This window comes from Pseudomonas nitroreducens NBRC 12694 (assembly GCF_002091755.1).
Lineage (GTDB): Bacteria > Pseudomonadota > Gammaproteobacteria > Pseudomonadales > Pseudomonadaceae > Pseudomonas > Pseudomonas nitroreducens.
On record NZ_BDAI01000005.1, the window covers coordinates 480642 to 496286 of the forward strand.

General features: G+C 65.0%; 14 protein-coding genes and 1 riboswitch. Of the genes, 6 read left to right on the forward strand and 8 right to left on the reverse strand.

What is annotated here, in order from left to right:
- Position 1: 1 nt before the first annotated feature.
- From PNI01S_RS17010 to PNI01S_RS17030, 5 genes are all read right to left on the reverse strand, one after another.
- Entirely contained in the window at positions 2-778 is a 777-nt protein-coding gene (locus PNI01S_RS17010; protein ID WP_084358669.1) for an ABC transporter ATP-binding protein, read from the reverse strand.
- Positions 778-1584: an ABC transporter permease gene (locus PNI01S_RS17015; RefSeq protein ID WP_045215900.1), complete on the reverse strand. Its 807-nt coding sequence runs from the start codon at positions 1582-1584 to the stop codon at positions 778-780. Before PNI01S_RS17015 ends, PNI01S_RS17010 begins: the two co-directional genes overlap by 1 nt.
- A gap of 67 nt (positions 1585-1651) precedes the next feature.
- Positions 1652-2659, reverse strand: a complete 1008-nt coding sequence (locus tag PNI01S_RS17020) for an ABC transporter substrate-binding protein (RefSeq protein WP_084358680.1) — start codon at positions 2657-2659, stop codon at positions 1652-1654.
- A 193-nt stretch (positions 2660-2852) separates the two neighbouring features.
- The gene (locus tag PNI01S_RS17025; RefSeq protein WP_015479269.1) at positions 2853-3260 is read right to left on the reverse strand and encodes an acyl-CoA thioesterase; all 408 of its coding nucleotides are present in this window, start codon (positions 3258-3260) and stop codon (positions 2853-2855) included.
- A gap of 238 nt (positions 3261-3498) precedes the next feature.
- A complete protein-coding gene (locus tag PNI01S_RS17030) occupies positions 3499-4407 on the reverse strand; it encodes a LysR family transcriptional regulator (RefSeq protein ID WP_084358670.1) in 909 nt (302 codons plus the stop codon).
- Positions 4408-4634: 227 nt separating this feature from the next.
- Between PNI01S_RS17030 and PNI01S_RS17035 the strand changes: the two genes are divergently transcribed.
- From PNI01S_RS17035 to rhlE2, 6 genes are all read left to right on the forward strand, one after another.
- Positions 4635-5816, forward strand: a complete 1182-nt coding sequence (locus tag PNI01S_RS17035) for an acyl-CoA dehydrogenase (RefSeq protein ID WP_038803335.1) — start codon at positions 4635-4637, stop codon at positions 5814-5816.
- Positions 5817-5942: 126 nt separating this feature from the next.
- Positions 5943-7166, forward strand: coding sequence for a CaiB/BaiF CoA transferase family protein (locus PNI01S_RS17040; RefSeq protein ID WP_065327942.1), 1224 nt, complete (start codon positions 5943-5945; stop codon positions 7164-7166).
- Between the two features lie 309 nt (positions 7167-7475).
- A riboswitch (S-adenosyl-L-homocysteine riboswitch) is annotated at positions 7476-7588 on the forward strand.
- A gap of 8 nt (positions 7589-7596) precedes the next feature.
- The gene (ahcY, locus tag PNI01S_RS17045) at positions 7597-9003 is read left to right on the forward strand and encodes an adenosylhomocysteinase (protein WP_024764176.1); all 1407 of its coding nucleotides are present in this window, start codon (positions 7597-7599) and stop codon (positions 9001-9003) included.
- Positions 9004-9058: 55 nt separating this feature from the next.
- On the forward strand, positions 9059-9589 hold the full coding sequence (locus PNI01S_RS17050) for an HD domain-containing protein (RefSeq protein WP_024764177.1): 531 nt from the start codon (positions 9059-9061) through the stop codon (positions 9587-9589).
- Positions 9590-9643: 54 nt separating this feature from the next.
- Positions 9644-10492 carry a methylenetetrahydrofolate reductase [NAD(P)H] gene (gene metF / locus PNI01S_RS17055; RefSeq protein ID WP_024764178.1) on the forward strand — a complete coding sequence of 283 codons (849 nt, stop codon included), beginning with the start codon at positions 9644-9646 and terminating at the stop codon, positions 10490-10492.
- 154 nt (positions 10493-10646) lie between these two features.
- Positions 10647-12686 (forward strand): RNA helicase RhlE2, encoded by a 2040-nt coding sequence (rhlE2, locus tag PNI01S_RS17060; RefSeq protein WP_065327943.1) that lies wholly within the window; start codon positions 10647-10649, stop codon positions 12684-12686.
- A 396-nt stretch (positions 12687-13082) separates the two neighbouring features.
- On the opposite strand, the gene PNI01S_RS17065 is transcribed toward rhlE2, so the two are convergent.
- From PNI01S_RS17065 to PNI01S_RS17075, 3 genes are all read right to left on the reverse strand, one after another.
- The gene (locus PNI01S_RS17065; protein ID WP_024764179.1) at positions 13083-13817 is read right to left on the reverse strand and encodes an amino acid ABC transporter ATP-binding protein; all 735 of its coding nucleotides are present in this window, start codon (positions 13815-13817) and stop codon (positions 13083-13085) included.
- On the reverse strand, positions 13810-14772 hold the full coding sequence (locus PNI01S_RS17070) for an amino acid ABC transporter permease (protein WP_065327944.1): 963 nt from the start codon (positions 14770-14772) through the stop codon (positions 13810-13812). Before PNI01S_RS17070 ends, PNI01S_RS17065 begins: the two co-directional genes overlap by 8 nt.
- Before the next feature lie 73 nt (positions 14773-14845).
- The gene (locus PNI01S_RS17075) at positions 14846-15643 is read right to left on the reverse strand and encodes a transporter substrate-binding domain-containing protein (RefSeq protein ID WP_024764181.1); all 798 of its coding nucleotides are present in this window, start codon (positions 15641-15643) and stop codon (positions 14846-14848) included.
- Positions 15644-15645: the final 2 nt, after the last annotated feature.

The window sequence follows — 15645 nt, forward strand, 5'->3', positions numbered from 1 at the left end:
CTCAGAGGGCGGAGACGCCCTGCTCTTCCTCGCGGATCGAGCGCAGCACCTGGCGCTGCAGGTCGATGAACTGGGCGCTGGCAGCCATGTCCTCGTGGCGCGGGCGGCCGAGCTTCACGTCGAAGGTGGTCTTGATCCGCCCCGGCCCGAGTCCCATCACCACGATGCGGTCGGACAGGTACACCGCCTCTTCCACGTCGTGGGTGACGAACATCACCGTCAGCCGGTGGGTTTCCCAGATGCGCGTGAGCAGCTCCTGCATCTGGTGGCGGGTCATGGCATCCAGCGCGCCGAAGGGCTCGTCCATCAGCAGGATCTTCGGCCGGTACGACAGCGCACGGGCAATCGCCACGCGCTGCTTCATCCCGCCGGACAGCTCATTCGGGTAGGCCTCGGCGAACTTCGTCAGCTTCACCAGCTCCAGGTGCTCGTCGGCGATCTCACGGCATTGCGCGCGGGACATGCCGGCCGCCTTGAGGGCGAACTCGACATTCTGCCGCGCGGTGAGCCAGGGCAGCAGGGTGTAGGACTGGAACACCACGCCACGGTCCAGGCCCGGCCCTGTGATCGGCACGCCGTCGACCTTCACACTGCCGCTGTCGAACTCTTCCAGGCCGGCGGCGATGGACAGCAGCGTGCTCTTGCCACAGCCGGAGGTGCCGACGATGGACACGAACTCGTTGTCCGCCAGCGTCAGGTCGATGTTGCGCAGCACCTCGCGGCGCGACTGGCCGACCGCGAAACTCTTGTTCAGGCCGGAGATTTCCAAAGTCGCCATCAGTTGCGCCTCCGGTTGTAGCGGAACAGGACCTTCTCGCCGGCGCGCATGGCCTGGTCGGTGATCAGGCCGAGGAAGCCGAGCAGCAGGATGTAGCCGATGATGGTGTCGGTCTGGAAGAAGCGCTGGGACACGGTGATGCGATAGCCCAGGCCCGAAGTCGCCGCCACCAGTTCAGCCAGCACCAGCCAGGTCCAGGCCCAGCCGAGGCTGATCCGCAGGGCGTCCCAGATACCCGGCAATGCGCTGGGCAGGACGATCTTCAGGAGAATTCGGCGATCCGGCATGCCGAGCGTTCGGCCCAGGCCGACGAAGTCCGCCGGCACGCGCTTGATCGCGTCCATCACCATCAGCACCTGCTGGAAGAAGGTACCGATCCAGATGATGAGGAATTTCTGGAAGTCGCTGGTGCCGGCCCAGAGGATGGTCAGCGGGACGAAGGCGACCACCGGCATGTAGCGCACGAAGTCCACCAGCGGCTCGGTGGCGGCTTTCCAGAAGCCGTAGCAGCCGGCGAAGACGCCGATCACGATGGACATCGCCGAGGACACCAGGAAGGCCACGGCGATGCGATACACGCTGACCTTCAGGTCCGACCACAGCGTGCCATCGGCGGCCAGCTTGAGCATGCGCGCCCAGACGTCGCCGGGCGCCGGCAGGAATATCTTCGGCACCGCGCCGCTGGCGCCGGCCAGCCACCAGAGCAGCGCCAGCAGGACGAACACGGCGCCGCCGATGAGCAGGAAATGGCGCTGCGCGATCGGCTTGCCGATGGTGAACAGCGGGTTGGATTTGCGGGCTTTCATGTCGGGCTCGTCGAACGGAGAAAGACGCGCGCCGGCTCGGGGCCGGCGCGCGTGGTGTTTCAGAGAGTCAGAGGGCCTCGACGAAGCGCGCGTCGATGGCCTGTGCCGGGGTGACCGGCTGCTGCAGGATGCCCGCTTCACTGGCAGCCTTCTGGATGTGCTCGAAGGAGCCTTTCTGGAAGGAGCCTTTCAGCTCGGCCTGGTTCTCCTTCACCGAGTAGAAGTGCACGCCGTCAAAGGCGCTGCTGAGTTCGGACTCGTCGGCGCCCACGCCCTTGGCGATGGCGGCACGGCCTTCGGCGCTCTTCTCGGTGTAGTGCTTGAGGCCCGCTTCCCAGCTCTTGATCAGCGCCAGCACCTGGCCGGGACGCTCCTTCAGCACTTCGTCGCGCACCACGAACACGTCGCTGATGATGCCCGGGTCATCCGAGCCCTTGTACAGCAGGTTGACCTTGGGGTTCTGCTGCTTGGCGGCGGACAGGTACGGCTCGTAGGTGACGGCGGCCGGGACCTGGCCGGCGATCAGCGCGCTGCCGGCGTTGGCGGCAGGCATCGGCACCGGCTGCACATCGGCGAGGGTCAGGCCGGCCTTGCGCAGGGCGCTGTGCAGGAGGATGTCGCTGGTGGTGCCTTCTTCATAGGCGACCTGCTTGCCCTTGAGATCGGTCAGGGTCTTAATCGACGGGTCGACGATCAGCGCGTCGGCGCTGGTGCTCTGGTCCAGCAACAGGACGATCTTCACCGGCAGGCCGGCGGCGACCATGGCCATGGCGGTGTGGGTGGCGAGGTTGCCGCCGTCGATCTGGCCGCTGGCCAGGGCGGCGTTCATGTCCTTGTCTTCGGTGAAGTTGACCAGCTCGACCTGCTCCAGGCCGTTGGCCTTGAAGGCGCCAGCCTGCTCGGCGACGTACCACTGGCCGTAGCCCAGCCAGGGCTGCATGCCCATCTTGAAGGTGCCGGCCTCGGGCTTGGTGTCGGCCTTGATCGCGGCGGCGTGCGCGACGCCGGCCAGCAGCAGGCTGGCGCAGGTGGCCACGGCCAGTTGGCGCAGCGCGGATGCGAAAGTGGTGTGCATGGTCTCTCCCCGGTCATTGTTCTGCAGGAACATTCTGCTGAATGCAGTACTGCTGGATCGGCGGGGAGCAGCGTCGGCCCATGCCCGCCGTGGGCGGGCACAGGCTCACATTCAATCGACGCAAATGCAAAGGTTTTCGCCGCGGTTCGGCTTGGCTCCGGGCACGCAGGCAATCACCTTGGCGAGCCAGCCATCAGGGCTGGGGAATGGCATCGTCCTTGAACTGGTCCTTGATGTACTTGATCTCGGTACGGCCGTGCGGCGCCGGCTGGCCATCGGGGCCGATGTTGACGAAGACCATCTTGTCCACCGTGAGGATGCTCTTGCGGGTGATCTTGTTGCGCACTTCGCAGGTCAGGGTGATCGAGGTGCGGCCGAACTCGGTGGCGGTGATGCCCAGCTCGATGATGTCGCCCTGGCGCGCGGAACTGACGAAGTTGATCTCCGAGATGAACTTGGTGACCACGCGCTGGTTGCCCAGCTGGACGATGGCGTAGATCGCCGCTTCTTCGTCGATCCATTTCAGAAGGCTGCCGCCGAACAGGGTACCGTTCGGGTTGAGGTCTTCAGGCTTGACCCATTTGCGGGTGTGGAAATTCATGGAAGCTCCTTCTTGGGAGGTTGCGCCTCGTGAGCGCGATGACGGGGAAAGCCCCGCCGGCTGTGCAAGTCTGGACCAGTCCGGCGCCAGATAACTTGCCATGACTCAGACCTGTTCAACATCTTGCGAGCTAGAGCAGAACAAGGCGGGAACAGGCTGAAAAAGCGGAGTTTACGTTCTGTAAATGAGCATTTTTTAGTCTGTTTCCAACGCAGTTATGCCGACGCGCAGCAGGTGTTCAGCCGAGGCCGGCTTCGGCGCGGTAGTGGGCGGCTTCATCCACCAGCCAATCGCGAAAAGCGCCCAGGGTCGCCGATTCCACCTTGCGCTCGGGAATCATCAGGTAATAGGCATTTTCGCTCAAATAGGCATGTTGCATCGGCACGATAAGCCGTCCGTCGGCCAACTCGTGCTGGATCAGCATCGGCGGGATCAGCGCCACGCCCATGCCGTGCATCGCCGCCTGGGCGAGCATGGAGAACAACTCGTAGCGCGTGCCACTCATGTCGTGCGCCACGCTCATGCCCAGCGAACCGAACCACTGGCGCCAGGCGTAGGGCCGGGTGGTCTGCTGCATCAAGGGCAATTCGGCGATCTGCGCGGCGGACAGTTCACGGCACCCACCCAGCAGCTCGGGACTGCACACCGGCACCGGGTTCTCGTGCATGAGGAAGTTGGCCACCGTGCCGGACCACACGCCGTCGCCGAAATACAGCGCCGCGTCGAACTCGGTGTCGGCGAAGAGGAAGGGCCGGGTGCGGTTGGTCATGTTCACCGTGACTTCCGGGTGCAGGCGCTTGAAGTCCTTCAGCCGTGGCAGCAGCCATTGCGTCGCAAAGGTCGGCACCACCGCCAGCTCCAGCGTACCGCCGCCCTGCTGCCCCATCACTGCCAGCGTGTCGCGCTCCACGGCATCCAGGCGCTGGGCAACACGGCGGCTGTAGTTGAGCCCCGCTTCGGTCAGCTTCACCCCGCGCCGCGAGCGACGAAACAGCTCGACGCCGAGAAACTCCTCCAGCGTGGCGATCTGTCGGCAGATGGCGCTCTGGGTCAGCGACAGCTCGTCGGCGGCCTTGGTAAAGCTCTCGTGGCGGGCGGCGGACTCGAAGGCGACCAGCGCCGCGGTGGTCGGGATCTTGCGTCGCATCGAATGCCTCTTCGGAATATCGTGATGCACAGGAATCGCCATGAACGCCTGAAATAGAGGCGAGCAGGCAAAATCCAGCAGCAGCCCAGCAATTACGGAGTGACAAAATAGCACAACAGCGTGCGAATTAATCGGTTGCCCCGCTTCCCGACGGCTGACTAGGATGGCCCACACCGAGCCCGCCTAGACTTGTGCGGGTCTTTCACTGTCTGCGTTCGAGGTTCTCCATGGCGACCAAAGCAAGCTTCAACTGGGAAGATCCGCTGCTGCTGGATCAGCAACTCACCGAAGAAGAGCGCATGGTGCGCGACAGCGCCCAGCAGTTCGCCCAGGACAAGCTGGCCCCGCGCGTACTGGAAGCCTTCCGCCACGAGCAGACCGACCCGGCGATCTTCCGCGAGATGGGCGAAACCGGCCTGCTCGGTGCGACCATCCCCGAGCAATACGGCGGCAGCGGCCTGAACTACGTGTGCTACGGCCTGATCGCCCGCGAAGTCGAGCGCATCGACTCCGGCTACCGCTCGATGATGAGCGTGCAGTCCTCCCTGGTGATGGTGCCGATCAACGAATTCGGCAACGAAGCCACCAAGCAGAAATACCTGCCGAAACTGGCCAGCGGCGAATACATCGGCTGCTTCGGCCTGACCGAGCCGGACCACGGCTCCGACCCGGGCTCGATGATCACCCGTGCCAAGAAAGTCGACGGCGGCTACCGTCTCACCGGCGCCAAGATGTGGATCACCAACAGCCCGATCGCCGACGTCTTCGTGGTCTGGGCCAAGGATGACGAAGGCCAGATCCGCGGCTTCGTCCTGGAAAAAGGCTGGGAAGGCCTGTCCGCCCCGGCGATCCACGGCAAGGTCGGCCTGCGCGCCTCGATCACCGGCGAGATCGTGATGAACAACGTGTTCTGCCCGGAAGAAAACGCCTTCCCGGACGTGCGCGGCCTGCGTGGTCCGTTCACCTGCCTGAACTCCGCCCGCTACGGTATCTCCTGGGGCGCCCTGGGTGCCGCCGAAGCCTGCTGGCACACCGCTCGCCAGTACACCCTGGACCGCAAGCAGTTTGGCCGCCCGCTGGCCGCCAACCAGCTGATCCAGAAGAAACTGGCCGACATGCAGACCGACATCACCCTCGCCCTGCAAGGCTGCCTGCGCCTGGGCCGGATGAAGGACGAAGGCACCGCCGCCGTCGAAATCACCTCGATCATGAAGCGCAACAGCTGCGGCAAGGCCCTGGACATCGCCCGCCTGGCCCGCGACATGCTTGGCGGCAACGGCATCTCCGACGAGTTCGGCGTCGCCCGCCACCTGGTCAACCTGGAAGTGGTGAACACCTACGAAGGTACCCACGACGTCCACGCGCTGATACTCGGCCGCGCCCAGACTGGCATCCAGGCGTTCTTCTAAGCAATGCCCCGCGCTGGCCCGCCTGGGCCAGCGCACGCTTTACCTCTCGCCCGAGAGGCCCCGGGGAGGACCGTGGAGTCCCCGCACCGCGTCCTCCCCGCCCCTATCCAAGCTGCAGGTGATTGCATGTCCGGCGCCCTTTCGCACATTCGTGTCCTCGACCTCTCCCGCGTTCTCGCCGGCCCCTGGGCCGGGCAGATCCTCGCCGACCTCGGCGCGGAAGTGATCAAGATCGAGCGTCCCGGCAGCGGCGACGACACTCGCGCCTGGGGCCCGCCGTTCCTCAAGGACGCCGACGGCCGCGACACCAGCGAAGCGGCTTATTACCTGTCCGCCAACCGCAACAAGAAATCCCTGACCATCGACTTCACCCAGCCCGAAGGCCAGCGCCTGGTGCGCGAACTCGCCGCCAAGGCCGACATCGTGCTGGAGAACTTCAAGGTCGGCGGGCTGAAGGCCTACGGCCTGGACTACGAGTCGCTGAAAGCGCTCAACCCGAAGCTGATCTACTGCTCGATCACCGGCTTCGGCCAGTTCGGCCCCTACGCCAAGCGCGCCGGCTACGACTTCATGATCCAGGGCCTGGGCGGCCTGATGAGCCTGACCGGGCGCTCCGACGCCGAGGAAGGCGCCGGCCCGGTGAAAGTGGGTGTAGCACTGACTGACATCCTCACTGGCCTCTACTCGTCCACCGCGATCCTCGCCGCGCTCGCCCACCGCGATGTCAGCGGCATCGGCCAGCACATCGACATGGCGCTGCTGGACGTGCAGGTCGCCTGCCTGGCCAACCAAACCCTGAACTACCTGACCACCGGCAACCCGCCGCGTCGCCTGGGCAACGCGCACCCGAACATCGTGCCGTACCAGGACTTCCCCACCGCCGACGGCGACCTGATCCTCACCGTCGGCAACGACGGCCAGTTCCGCAAGTTCGCCGAGCTGGCGGGCCACCCGGAGTGGGCCACCGACGAGCGCTTCGCCACCAACCAGGCGCGCGTGGCGCACCGCGAGGTGCTGATCCCGCTGATCCGCCAGGCCACCGTGATGCGCACCACCGCCGAGTGGATCGCCGTGCTGGAACACGCCAGCGTGCCGTGCGGGCCGATCAACGATCTGGCCCAGGTGTTCGCCGATCCGCAGGTCATCGCTCGCGGGCTGCGCGTGGACCTGCCGCACCCGCTGGCCGGCACGGTGCCGCAGGTCGCCAGCCCGATCCGCCTGTCCGAGACCCCGGTCGAATACCGCAACGCCCCGCCGACCCTCGGCCAGCACACACAGGAAATCCTCGAAGGCGTGCTCGGCCTGGACCAGGCAGCCATCGGCAAGCTGCGCGAGGACGGCGTGATCTGACGTCCCCGTAGGGCGAATAACGCCTCGAGCGTTATCCGCCGTCCGTCGGCTCTGAAGCCAGAAGCGGCAGATAAAGCGCACCGCTTTATACGCCCTACAACTGACCATCGGCGCCCGCTCCAGCGGACGCCACCGATCCCCGCAACGACGCCCGCGCCAGGGTTTTCACGGCCCCTGGCGCGGGCGCGACGGGGATCCCGGTCGCGATCCACTGCGCGAACACGACCAAAAGCCTTTGGCTTGTCATGCGCCATGGCTATAATCCGCGAGCTTCAATAACGGCCGGCGCTGTCCGGTCGTTCCCGCCACCTGTCCGAGGGGCGCTGCAGCAGGTCGATTCGCTTCGGCTTGTCAGGCTCGAACAGGGCGCGTCACGGTCGGCTGCCGCCGATCGCCAAACGCATCAACGGCGCCCATTCGCAGACAACGAATGGAGTTACACATGAGCGCTGCTTTTACTGACTACAAAGTCGCCGACATTTCCCTGGCCGCCTGGGGCCGCCGCGAGCTGATCATCGCCGAGTCCGAAATGCCGGCTCTGATGGGCCTGCGCCGCAAGTACGCCGCCAGCCAGCCGCTCAAGGGCGCGAAAATCCTCGGCTGCATCCACATGACCATCCAGACCGGCGTGCTGATCGAGACCCTGACTGCGCTGGGCGCCGAAGTGCGCTGGTCCTCCTGCAACATCTTCTCCACCCAGGATCAGGCCGCTGCCGCCATCGCTGCCGCCGGCATCCCGGTGTTCGCCTGGAAAGGCGAGACCGAGCAGGAGTACGAGTGGTGCATTGAGCAGACCATCCTCAAGGATGGCCAGCCGTGGGACGCCAACATGGTGCTGGACGACGGCGGTGACCTGACCGAGATCCTGCACAAGAAATACCCGCAGATGCTCGAGCGCATCCACGGTGTCACCGAAGAAACCACCACCGGTGTTCACCGCCTGCTCGACATGCTCAAGGCCGGCACCCTGAAAGTCCCGGCGATCAACGTCAACGACGCTGTGACCAAGAGCAAGAACGACAACAAGTACGGCTGCCGTCACAGCCTGAACGATGCCATCAAGCGCGGCACCGACCACCTGCTGTCGGGCAAGCAGGCCCTGGTGATCGGCTACGGCGACGTGGGCAAGGGCTCCGCCCAGTCGCTGCGTCAGGAAGGCATGATCGTGAAGGTTTCCGAAATCGACCCGATCTGCGCCATGCAGGCCTGCATGGACGGCTTCGAGCTGGTCTCCCCGTACAAGAACGGCCTGAACGACGGCACCGAAGCCAGCGTTGACGCCGCCCTGCTGGGCAAGATCGACCTGATCGTCACCACCACCGGCAACGTCAACGTCTGTGACGCGGGCATGCTGAAAGCGCTGAAGAAGCGCGCCGTGGTGTGCAACATCGGCCACTTCGACAACGAGATCGACACCGCCTTCATGCGCAAGACCTGGGCCTGGGAAGAGGTCAAGCCGCAGGTGCACAAGATCCACCGCACCGGCGCTGGCGATTTCGATCCGGCCAACGACGACTACCTGATCCTGCTGGCCGAAGGCCGTCTGGTGAACCTGGGCAACGCCACCGGCCACCCGAGCCGCATCATGGACGGCTCCTTCGCCAACCAGGTACTGGCGCAGATCTTCCTGTTCGAGCAGAAGTACGCCGACCTCTCCGCCGAGAAGAAGGCCCAGCGCCTGACCGTCGAAGTACTGCCGAAGAAGCTGGACGAAGAAGTGGCCCTGGAGATGGTGAAAGGCTTCGGTGGCGTCGTCACCCAGCTGACCCCGAAACAGGCCGAGTACATCGGCGTGACCGTGGAAGGCCCGTTCAAGCCGGACACCTACCGCTACTGATGTACCAGAGGGCAGACGAGCAATCGTCTGCCCTCTTTGCCATTGGAAACCTTGCATGGACCTGCAGGACAGCTACAACCAGGCCTGGATCTTCGCCGCCGGCGCGCACGCCGGGCAGACGCTGACCGCCTCGACGCTGCCCTACGCGGTCCACCTGGCGATGGTGGCCAACGAAGTGATGGCGGCCGACCGCGAAGCGCCCATCGAGCGCCTGGCGGAGACCGTCCAGATTGCACTGCTGCACGACGTACTCGAGGACACCCCGGTGCCCTTCGAGGAACTGCAGACGGATTTCGGCGAGTTCGTCGCCGAGGGCGCCCAACGCCTGAGCAAGGTGGTGAATGGCGAAAAGCTGTCATTCGATACCTACCTCGAAAGGCTGGCAACCGGCGCGCAGCAATATGCGATCGTCAAGCTGTGTGACCGGATCACCAACCTGCAGCCGCCACCCTCGACCTGGGCGCGGAGCAAGATCGCCGAATACCATGGGGAGTCGCAGCGTATCCTGGCCGTCCTCGGCCATGTGCACGAGCCCAGCGCCGAGCGACTGCGCACGAAGATAGACCATTATCGCCGTTACTTCTGAAGTCGACGGCACATGCCGGCAGCCGCGCAATGATGTGGCGCCGAAGGAACGACCATGAGTCAGAAAGATCGCCGTTTCAGCTTCGAGTTCTTCCCCGCCAAGACCGAAGCCGGCCATGAAAAACTGCTGGCCACCGCGCGCCAGCTGGCAGCGAAGAAGCCCGACTTCTTCTCCTGCACCTACGGTGCCGGCGGCTCCACCCGCGACCGCACCCTGACCACCGTGCTGCAGCTGGACGGCGACGTGCAGGTGCCGACGGCCCCGCACCTGTCGTGCGTCGGCGACACCAAGGCCGAGCTCTCCGCCCTGCTGGCCCATTACAAGGACGCCGGCATCCGTCGCATCGTCGCCCTGCGTGGCGACCTGCCCTCGGGCATGGGCATGGCCAGCGGCGAACTGCGTTTCGCCAACGAACTGGTGGAATTCATCCGCGCCGAAACCGGCGACCACTTCCACATCGAAGTTGCCGCCTATCCGGAAGTTCACCCGCAAGCGCGCAATTTCGAGGATGATCTGGCGAATTTCGTGCGCAAGGTCAAAGCCGGCGCCGACTCTGCCATCACACAATACTTCTTCAACGCCGACAGCTACTTCCATTTTGTCGAGCGTGCGGAGAAACTCGGTGTCAGCATTCCGGTCGTACCGGGTATCATGCCGATCACCAACTACACCAAACTGGCCCGCTTCTCCGACGCCTGTGGCGCGGAAATCCCCCGCTGGATTCGCAAGCAACTGGAAGCCTACGGCGACGACATCGCCAGCATCCAGGCCTTTGGTGAGCAGGTCATCACCGACATGTGCGAACGTCTCCTGGAAGGCGGCGCACCGGGTCTGCATTTCTACACCCTGAACCAGGCTGAACCCAGCCTGGCGCTCTGGAACAACCTCAAGCTCCCCCGCTGAGGATCATTGCTCCGGGCTTACCGTCCACGATCCCGGCCAGCGCAACGCCGGCGTATCGTGGGCGGAGTGCTTCCAGCCCAAGGCTGAGCGCTCGCCCCGAGCTTGAAATCACGCGCCCTCGAGCCGGCAGGTTGCCGGCCTACAGGAACCCCGCATGTCCTTTACTTCCCTCGGTCTCTCCGAGGCCCTGGCTGGCGCCGTTGAAGCCGCCGGCTACGCGCGCCCCACTCCCGTTCAGGAACGCGCCATCCCCGCCGTACTGCAAGGCCGCGACCTCATGGTTGCCGCACAGACCGGCACCGGCAAGACCGGCGGCTTCGCCCTCCCGGTGCTCGAACGCCTGTTCCCCGAAGGTCACCCGGACCGCGAACACCGCCATGGCCCACGCCAGGCCCGTGTCCTGGTACTGACTCCGACCCGCGAGCTGGCAGCCCAGGTGCACGACAGCTTCAAGGTCTACGCCCGCGACCTGCCGCTGAAAAGCGCCTGCATCTTCGGCGGCGTCGGCATGAATCCCCAGGTGCAGGCGATGTCCAAGGGCGTCGACGTCCTGGTCGCCTGCCCCGGCCGCCTGCTCGACCTGATCGGTCAGGGCAGCGTCGACCTGTCCCATGTGGAAATCCTCGTCCTCGACGAAGCCGACCGCATGCTCGACATGGGCTTCATCCATGACGTGAAAAAGGTCCTCGCCAAGCTGCCGGCCAAGCGCCAGAACCTGCTGTTCTCGGCGACCTTCTCCAAAGACATCATCGACCTCACCAACAAGCTCCTGCACAACCCGGAGCGCATCGAGGTCACCCCGCCGAACACCACCGTCGAGCGCATCGAACAACGCGTGTTCCGCATCCCGTCGGTGCAGAAGCGCGCCCTGCTGGCGCACCTGGTGACCGTGGGTGCCTGGGAACAGGTGCTGGTGTTCACCCGCACCAAGCACGGCGCCAACCGCCTCGCCGAATACCTGAGCAAGCATGGCCTGCCGGCTGCCGCGATCCACGGCAACAAGAGCCAGAATGCGCGCACCAAGGCCCTGGCTGATTTCAAGGCCAACGACGTGCGCATCCTGGTCGCCACCGACATCGCCGCCCGCGGCCTGGACATCGACCAACTGCCTCACGTGGTCAACTACGAGCTGCCCAACGTCGAGGAAGACTACGTTCACCGCATCGGCCGTACCGGCCGTGCCGGTCGCACCGGTGAAGCCATCTCGCTGGTGGCGCCGGACGAAGACAAACTGCTCAAGGCCATCGAACGCCTGACCAAGCAGCGCATCCCCGATGGCGACATGCAGGGCTTCGACCCCGATACCGTGCTGCCCGAGGTCCAGCAGCCCGAGGCCCGCGAAGTACCTCAGCGCCAGCCGCGCAAGGACAAGGCCAAGCGTGGCGAACGCAAAGACCGCAGCAAGGACAAGCCTCAGCAGCCCCAGGGTGAGGACCAGCAGAACGCTGCCCCCGCAGCTGAAGGCGAATTCGCCGACAGCGACAAGCCAGCCGGCAAGCGCCGTCGTCGTGGCGGCCGTGGCAAGAAGAAGGGTGACGGCCAGGGCAGCGACGCTCAGCCGAACGCCCACACCCAGGCTCGTGAGCCTCGCCAGCCCCGGCAGCAGGACCAGCAGGGTCAGGGCCGCCAGCAGCAGCCCAGGCAGGTCCGAGCACCGAAGGTCGACGGTAACCGCGATCCTGAAGAGTTCCTCGACGACGACTTCGACAACTTTGGCAACCGCGCCGACTACGTCAGCCCGTTCCCGGACAAGGACCAGCAGCGCAGCCAGCGCCGCCGTGGCGGCCAGGGGCAAGGCCAGAACCAGGGGCAGGGCCAGCAGCGCCCGCGCGGCCAGGGTGGCCAAGGTGCCGGCCAGGGCGGAAGCGGTCAGAACCGTGGCCAGGGGCAAGGCCAGGGCCGCGCCGCCAAGAAGCCTAACGGCGGCGGTCGCACCCAGGGCCAGGGCGGCAACGCTCAGGGCAAGGCCGGCCAGCGCAAGCGCGGCGGCAAGGCTCCGGCTTCGCGCATGAACGACGCCCCGCTGCGCGAGCCGAGCGAGTACGGCGCCGCCAAGCCGACCCGCCAACCGGTAGTGATCAACAAGCGCGACCTGGTCCGCACCGACCGCTTCCCGACACCGGAGCAGCTGGAAGAGCTGGAACCGCGCCGCAAGACCGAGCGTCCCGCGCTGCTGACCCGCAACCGCGACTGACGCTGCAGAAGAAACCGCCCTCCGGGGCGGTTTCTTTTTGTCCGGGATTTGTCGCCGGTGTTCCCTGTGATCGTAGGAGCGGACTTTGTCCGCGATGTTCCGAGCTCGCTGTGAGCTATCACGGACGGAGTTGCTCCTACCCGACAGTCCTGTACTCGGATCAGCCCTCACCCTAACCCTCTCCCAGAGGGAGAGGGGACCGTTCGGTGCAGGATGAAACCTTGGTGCCCGCCGGCACGGGCGGCTCCCTCTCCCTCTGGGAGAGGGCTGGGGTGAGGGAAGGCACTGGCACGGACTTACCTGAAGAAGACAGTTGCTCCTACCAAAGCCATCCCTCACCCCCGAGCAAACACCAAAAAGCCGCCCGAAGGCGGCTCTTTCACAGCGGCGAATACCTCACAGCACCTGCCGCAGGAAGCTCTGCGCGCGGGCATCCCTGGGCTGAGCGAAGAACTCCGCCGGGGCGGCGTCCTCCAGCAGCTTGCCATGATCGAAGAACAGCACGCGATCCGCCACTTCGCGGGCGAAGCCCATCTCGTGGGTCACGCAGACCATGGTCATGCCTTCCACGGCCAGGGTCTTCATCACGTCCAGCACCTCGCCGACCATTTCCGGGTCGAGCGCCGAGGTGGGTTCGTCGAACAGCATCACCTTCGGGTCCATGCACAGCGCGCGGGCAATGGCCACGCGCTGCTGCTGGCCGCCGGAGAGGCGCGACGGGTACTCATTGGCCTTCTGGCCGATGCCGACCTTATCCAGCAGCGCCCTGGCCTTGGCCTCGCGCTCCGCCTTGCCGCGCTTGCGCACGACTTTCTGCGCCAGGCACAGGTTTTCCAGCACGGTCATGTGCGGGAACAGGTTGAAGTGCTGGAAGACCATGCCGACTTCGCGACGGTAGGCGTTGACGTCGGTCTTCGGGTTGGCGAGATCGAGGCCGTCGATGCTCACCGAGCCGGAGTCGAACTCCTCCAGGCCATTCAGGCAACGCAGGAAGGTGGACTTGCCCGAGCCGGACGGGCCGATCACCACCACGACCTCACCCTTGGCCACACCGGTGGTGACGTCATCCACCGCGCGCACGACTTGCCCGCGGGTATCGAAGACCTTGGTCAGGTTACGGACTTCAATCACTTTGGCCGAGCCTCCGCTCCAGGCGCCCCGCCAGATGCGACAGCGGCAGGTTGATCACGAGGTAGAGGGCGGCGACGCAGAACCAGATCTCGAAGGTGGAGAACGAGGTGGTGATCGCCTCGCGGCCGCTCTTGGTCAGTTCAGTGATGGCGATCACCGAGACCAGGGAAGTGTCTTTCACCAGGCTGATGAACTGCCCGGCCAACGGCGGCAGCACGCGCTTGAAGGCCTGCGGCAGGATCACGTGGCGCATCGACTGCGCGGCATTCAGGCCCAGAGAGCGCGCCGCCTCGTCCTGGCCGCGAGCGATGGACTGCACGCCGGCACGGACGATCTCGGCCACATAGGCGCCGGTGAACAGCGCCAGCGCTGCCACGCCGGCGAACTCGCGGGACAGGTTCAGCACGGTGCCGATGAAGAAGTAGAAGATGAAGATCTGCACCAGCAGCGGCGTACCGCGCACCAGCTCGACGTAGAGGGTCGAGAGGTCGTGCAGCGTCGGGTTCTTCGACAGACGGCAGAGACCGGTGAACAGGCCGATGAACAGACCGAACGCGCCGGAAACGAAAGAGATCCACAGCGTGGTCCACAGGCCCCAGGCGAGCGGGCCGGCCGCCCAGTGGCGGGTTGCGCCGACCACATCGCCTTCGGCGACGTCGTCGTTCTCGGAGAACTGCAGGCTGTCCGACGCAACGGTCAGCACCTGCTGCTTGCCATCCTCGTCCACCAGCGTGACGCGGGCATCGCTGCCGTACGGCTCGATCTTCTCCACCCGCGAGATGCTGTCCGCACGCAGCGGTTCTTCGGCCTGGTAGGCGAAGTACTGCGGGACGCGGTTCCAGCGCCACTCGTAGGAGATCAGCGAAGTGGAGTACCAGATGGCCAGGCCGATCAACAGCAGGATCAGTCCGGTCAGCCCGTGCCAGGGCCAGGTTGCGCGTTTCGTTCTAGCCACGAATCTCTACCGTGAAAATGCGAACGCGCAGGCTCAGGGCCTGCGCGTCGGGTCGACCAGTGTCAGACGTGGATTATTCCATGTCCTTGAGCCAGTCGGTGTTCTTGAACCACTTGTCGTGAATGCGATCGTAGGTGCCGTCTTCACGAATCTGCTTGAGGAAGTTGTTGATGAAGTTGATCGAGTCGTAGTCGCCCTTCTTGAGACCGAAGGCCAGCGGCTCGTAGGTGAACGGCTGATCCAGGTGCACCAGCTTGCCGGCGCCGAACTTGCCGACGGCAACGACGTTGTACGGAGAGTCGTAGATGAAGGCGTCGGCCTTGCCGTTGACCACATCCATGACCGCTTCGGGCTCGTTGTCGAAGCCGTGGTACTGGGCCTTGGAGAGCTGCTTCTTGGCGACAAATTCGCCGGTGGTGCCGATCTTCGAGGTGATGCGGTACTTGGCGTCGTTCAGGTCCTTGTAGGACTTGATCTCGCCTTGCAGTTCCTTGCGAATCAGCAGGGTCTGGCCGACCACGATGAAGGGATCGGTGAAGTTCAGGCGCAGGTTGCGTTCCTGGGTCAGGGTCATGCCCGAGCCGATCATGTCGAACTTGTCGGTGAGCAGGGCCGGGATGATGCCGTCGTAGGCGGTGGAAACCAGTTCCAGCTTGACGTTCATGGACTTGGCCATGGCCTTGAGCAGGTCTACTTCGAAGCCGACGATCTGACCGCGCTTGTTGGTCATCTCGAACGGCATGTAGGTCGGGTCCATGCCCACGCGCAGGGTGCCGCGCTTGGCCGCTTCATCGATGGCGCCGGCCTGAGCCGCGCTCACGCTGACCAGGGCGCAGACGCCCATCACCAGCGATGCCAGGTACTTTTTCATCC

What these genes read in the sequence shown, in the direction of transcription:
- PNI01S_RS17010 (WP_084358669.1), bottom strand. Translation starts at nt 778, where the DNA reads ATGGCGACTTTGGAAATCTCCGGCCTGAACAAGAGTTTCGCGGTCGGC.
- PNI01S_RS17015 (WP_045215900.1), bottom strand. Translation starts at nt 1,584, where the DNA reads ATGAAAGCCCGCAAATCCAACCCGCTGTTCACCATCGGCAAGCCGATC.
- PNI01S_RS17020 (WP_084358680.1), bottom strand. Translation starts at nt 2,659, where the DNA reads ATGCACACCACTTTCGCATCCGCGCTGCGCCAACTGGCCGTGGCCACC.
- PNI01S_RS17025 (WP_015479269.1), bottom strand. Translation starts at nt 3,260, where the DNA reads ATGAATTTCCACACCCGCAAATGGGTCAAGCCTGAAGACCTCAACCCG.
- PNI01S_RS17030 (WP_084358670.1), bottom strand. Translation starts at nt 4,407, where the DNA reads ATGCGACGCAAGATCCCGACCACCGCGGCGCTGGTCGCCTTCGAGTCC.
- PNI01S_RS17035 (WP_038803335.1), top strand. Translation starts at nt 4,635, where the DNA reads ATGGCGACCAAAGCAAGCTTCAACTGGGAAGATCCGCTGCTGCTGGAT.
- PNI01S_RS17040 (WP_065327942.1), top strand. Translation starts at nt 5,943, where the DNA reads ATGTCCGGCGCCCTTTCGCACATTCGTGTCCTCGACCTCTCCCGCGTT.
- ahcY (WP_024764176.1), top strand. Translation starts at nt 7,597, where the DNA reads ATGGAGTTACACATGAGCGCTGCTTTTACTGACTACAAAGTCGCCGAC.
- PNI01S_RS17050 (WP_024764177.1), top strand. Translation starts at nt 9,059, where the DNA reads ATGGACCTGCAGGACAGCTACAACCAGGCCTGGATCTTCGCCGCCGGC.
- metF (WP_024764178.1), top strand. Translation starts at nt 9,644, where the DNA reads ATGAGTCAGAAAGATCGCCGTTTCAGCTTCGAGTTCTTCCCCGCCAAG.
- rhlE2 (WP_065327943.1), top strand. Translation starts at nt 10,647, where the DNA reads ATGTCCTTTACTTCCCTCGGTCTCTCCGAGGCCCTGGCTGGCGCCGTT.
- PNI01S_RS17075 (WP_024764181.1), bottom strand. Translation starts at nt 15,643, where the DNA reads ATGAAAAAGTACCTGGCATCGCTGGTGATGGGCGTCTGCGCCCTGGTC.